This window comes from Micromonospora sp. NPDC002411, assembly GCF_053592955.1.
This window is the reverse complement of the sequence record NZ_JBSFBM010000448.1, coordinates 1-4557: the sequence shown is the minus strand read 5'-3', so window position 1 is coordinate 4557 and position 4557 is coordinate 1. Positions and strand designations below refer to the sequence as shown.

The following is a 4557-nucleotide window of genomic DNA, read 5'->3' as shown; positions in this document are numbered from 1 at the left end:
GGCCGAGCCGACCGCCACCGAAGCCGCCCACTACGGCGTGCACCCGGCGCTGCTCGACGCCGCCACCCACGCCATGGGCCTCGCCACGGCAGCCGAGGCGCAGCAGGGACTGAGCCCCACCCAGAGCCGGATGCCGTTCTCCTGGACCGGCATCAGCGTGCACGCCACCGGCGCCGCCGCAGCCCGGGTACGGATCACGCCCAACGGCGACGACGGGGTCCGCATCGACCTCGCCGACCAGACCGGACAACCGGTCGCCACGGTCGGCAAGTTGGTGCTGCGCCCGGTCTCGGTCACCCAACTGCGGCAGCCAGCCGACGAGGCCCCACTGTTCACCGTCGACTGGACGCCCGTCGAGCCGCAGATCGCCCCCACCGGTGGCCGGTACGCCGTCATCGGCGTACCCGACTCGTTCGTGGCCGACGCGGCAGCCGCCGTGGGATCCCTCGTGGACGACTACCCGGACCTGGACGCGCTGGCCGCCTCGGGAGCCGTACCCGAGATGGTCTTCGCTCCGGCCCGGCCCGGCGGGGACGCGCCCGGCCCGGCGGTCGACGCCTGGCTGGCCCTCGCCCAACGCTGGCTCGCCGACCCGGACTTCGCCGGGGCCCGCCTGGTCCTGCTCAGCCGCGGCGCTGTCGAACCGGACCCCGCCACCGACGCCCCCGACCTGGCGCACGCCGCCGCCTGGGGCCTGATCCGCTCCGCGCAGTCCGAGGACCCGGACCGGATCGTGCTCGCCGACGTGGACGACTCGCCGCTCTCCGCGGCCAGCCTGCCCGGTGTCCTCGCCAGCGGCGAACCGCAACTGGCGGTCCGCGACGGCCGCGCCTACGCGCCCCGACTCGCCCGGGCCGCCGCCGCGCCGACCGGCCTGGACCTCGACCCGCACGGCACGGTCCTGGTCACCGGAGGCACCGGCGCCCTCGGCGGGCTGCTGGCCCGACACCTGGTCACCACCCACGGGGTACGACACCTGTTGCTGACCAGTCGCCGGGGACCGGACGCGCCCGGCGTCGAGGACCTGGCCGCGCAGCTGACCGCACTCGGCGCGAGCGTCACAGTGGCGGCCTGCGACGCCGCCGACGCCGACCAGCTCGCCCACACCCTCACCGCCGTCCCCGCCGAACACCCGCTCACCGCAGTGGTGCACGCCGCCGGCATCGTCGACGACGGTGTCCTCGCCTCACTGACCCCGCAGCGGGTCGCCGCGGTCCTGGCCGCCAAGGCCGACGCCGCCGGCAACCTGCACCAGCTCACCAAGGACCGGAACCTGACCGCGTTCGTCCTGTTCTCCTCCTCGGCCGGCAGCTTCGGCGGCCCCGGGCAGGGCAACTACGCCGCGGCCAACGCCTACCTCGACGCGCTCGCCCGGCACCGCCGACACCACGGCCTCGCCGCGATCTCCCTGGCCTGGGGGCCGTGGGCGGTCGGCGGCGGAATGGCCGGACAGCTCAGCGACGCCGACATCAGCCGGATGACCAGCTTCGGCATCACCCCGTTCACCGCCGAGACCGGGCTGGCCGCGTTCGACGCGGCGGTGGGCGTCGACAACCCCGTCGTCCTGCCGATCGGACTGCGGCCGGCTGCCGTCGCCGGCAACGGCCCGGTGCCGCCGCTGCTGCGCGGCCTGGTCCGTCGCCCCGCCCGGAGGGTCGCCGAGAACACCACCGACGGCGGCGACCCGGCCGAGGCGCTCAAGCGGCGACTCGTCGCCACGGCACCCACCGACCGGCCGCGGATCCTGCTGGAGATGGTGCAGGCCCAGGTCGCGGCCGTCCTCGGCCACGCCTCCGCCGACGCCATCCAGCCCGACCGGGGTCTCGTCGAGTGCGGCCTCGACTCGCTCGCCGCCGTCGACCTGCGCAACCGGCTCGCCGCCGCCACCGGTCTACGGCTGCCCGCCACGATCGTCTTCGACCAGCCGACGCCCGGGGCGCTGGCCCGCTACCTCCAGGACGAACTGCTCGACGAACGGGCCTCGTCCGCCCTGTCGGTGCTCGGCGAACTGGACCGCCTCGAAGCGGGCCTGGCCGCCGTCAGCGCCGACGACCCGGACCGGGCCAAGGTCGCCGGCCGGCTCCGCAGCCTGCTCGACACCTGGACCGGCGCGAACCCGGCACACGACAGCAGCACCCTGCACGGCGCCACCGCCGAGGAGTTGTTCGACCTCCTCGACGACGAACTCGGCATTGCCTGACCGCATGGAACACCGACGGGGAGTGACGTTCTGATGGCCGACGAAGCCAAGCTCCTGGATTACCTCAAGCGCGCCACCAGCGACCTGCGCGACACCCGTCAGCGGTTGCGCGAGATGGAGGAGCGCGACCGCGAGCCGGTCGCGATCATCGGCATGGCCTGCCGCTACCCCGGCGGTGTGGAGACTCCCGAGGACCTGTGGCGCCTGGTCGCCGACGAGCGGGACGGCATCACCGAGTTCCCCGTCGACCGCGGGTGGGACCTGGAGTCGCTCTACCACCCCGACCCCGACCACCCCGGGACGTCGTACACCCACGAGGGTGGCTTCCTGCACGAGGCGGGCCGGTTCGACCCGGCCTTCTTCGGCATCTCACCCCGCGAGGCGATCGCCATGGACCCGCAGCAGCGCCTGCTGCTGGAGACGTCCTGGGAGACCTTCGAGCGGGCCGGAATCGACCCGACCCGGTTGCGGGGCAGCCGTACCGGGGTGTTCGCCGGCGTCATGTACCACGACTACGCGGTCAACCTGACCAGCATCCCGGACGACGTCGCCGGCTACCTGGGCACCGGGAACTCCGGCAGCGTCGCCTCCGGGCGGGTCGCGTACACCCTGGGGTTGGAGGGGCCGGCGGTCACCGTGGACACCGCCTGCTCGTCGTCGCTCGTCGCCCTGCACCTGGCCGTCCAGTCGCTGCGCCAGGGTGAATGCTCCCTCGCCCTGGCCGGTGGCGTCGCCGTGATGGCCACCCCTGTCGTCTTCGTCGACTTCAGCAAGCAGCGAGGACTCTCCACCGACGGGCGGTGCAAGTCGTTCGCCGCCGCCGCCGACGGCACCGGTTGGGCCGAGGGCGCCGGCATGCTGCTCCTGGAACGGCTCTCCGACGCGGTCCGCAACGGTCACCGCGTCCTCGGCGTCGTGCGCGGCACCGCTGTCAACCAGGACGGTGCCAGCAGCGCCCTCACCGCCCCGAACGGCCCGGCCCAGCAACGGGTCATCCGCAGCGCCCTGGCCAACGCCCGGGTGCCCGCCGAGCACGTCGACCTCGTCGAGGCGCACGGCACCGGCACCACACTGGGCGACCCGATCGAGGCCCAGGCGCTGCTGGCCACCTACGGCCAGGACCGATCCGCCGACCAGCCACTGTGGCTGGGGTCGATCAAGTCGAACATCGGGCACACCCAGGCCGCCGCCGGTGTCGCCGGGATCATCAAGATGCTGATGGCGATGCGGCACCGGACCATGCCGCGAACGCTGCACGTGGACGAGCCGACGCCGCAGGTGGACTGGTCGGCGGGCGCTGTGGAACTGCTCACCGCGGCCCGGCCGTGGCCGGACGCCGAGGACCGGCCGCGCCGCGCCGGCGTGTCGTCGTTCGGGGTCTCCGGGACGAACGCGCACGTCATCATCGAGGAACCACCGGCCGCCGAGGAGCCGCCCCGCAGCGAGACCGTGGTGCCCGTCCCAGTGCCGTGGGTGCTCTCCGCCCGGTCGGCGGAGGCGTTGCGCGGGCAGGCCGCCCGGCTGATTCCGGTGGACGCCGACCCGGTGGACGTCGGGTTCTCGTTGGTGTCGTCGCGGTCGACGCACGCGCACCGGGCGGTCGTGTTCGGGCGTGACGAGCTGGCGGCGGTCGCCGCCGGTGAGCCCGGCCCGGTCGTCGGGTCGGTGGTACGCGGCAAGACGGCGTTCGTGTTCTCCGGTCAGGGTTCGCAACGACCGGGCATGGGCCTGGCACTGGCCGACACGTTCCCGGTGTACGCGGAGGCGTTCGACGCGGTCTGCGCCGAGCTGGACCGGCACCTGGACCGGCCGATCCGCGAGGTGATCGCCGAGGGCAGCGACCTGGATCAGACGGTCTACACGCAGGCGGCGTTGTTCGCCGTCGAGGTGGCCCTGTTCCGGCTGGTGGAGTCGTTCGGTGTCACCCCGGATTACCTGGTCGGGCATTCGATCGGTGAGATCGCCGCCGCGCACGTCGCGGGGGTGCTGTCCCTTCCTGATGCGGCGACGTTGGTCACCGCTCGGGGCCGGTTGATGCAGGCGTTGCCGACCGGTGGGGTGATGGTCGCGGTGCGGGCCACCGAGGCCGAGGTGTTGCCGTTGCTGACCGACGGGGTGTCCGTCGCTGCGATCAACGGACCTCGGTCGGTGGTGCTCTCCGGTGTGGCCGACGAGGTTACCGCCGTCGCGGCGCACTTCGAGAAGTCGAAGCGGTTGCGGGTGAGTCATGCATTCCATTCGGTGTTGATGGAGCCGATGCTTGCCGAGTTCGCCTCGGTGGCGGCTGCGCTGACCTACGAGTCGCCGCGTATTCCGATCGTGTCGAACGTGAGCGGGCAGGTCGCGTCGACACAGGA

The 4557-nt window shown here is 73.4% G+C and carries 2 protein-coding genes; both read left to right on the top strand.

Going from position 1 to position 4557, the window contains the following annotated elements; all coding sequences use genetic code 11:
* Positions 1 to 2200 (top strand): type I polyketide synthase (locus tag ACWCO3_RS31880; protein WP_450013595.1); only part of this gene is annotated, 2200 nt, incomplete at its 5' end.
* Positions 2201 to 2230: 30 nt separating this feature from the next.
* Positions 2231 to 4557, top strand: a 2327-nt coding sequence (locus ACWCO3_RS31875) for a type I polyketide synthase (protein WP_450013597.1), incomplete at its 3' end; no start/stop codon positions are given.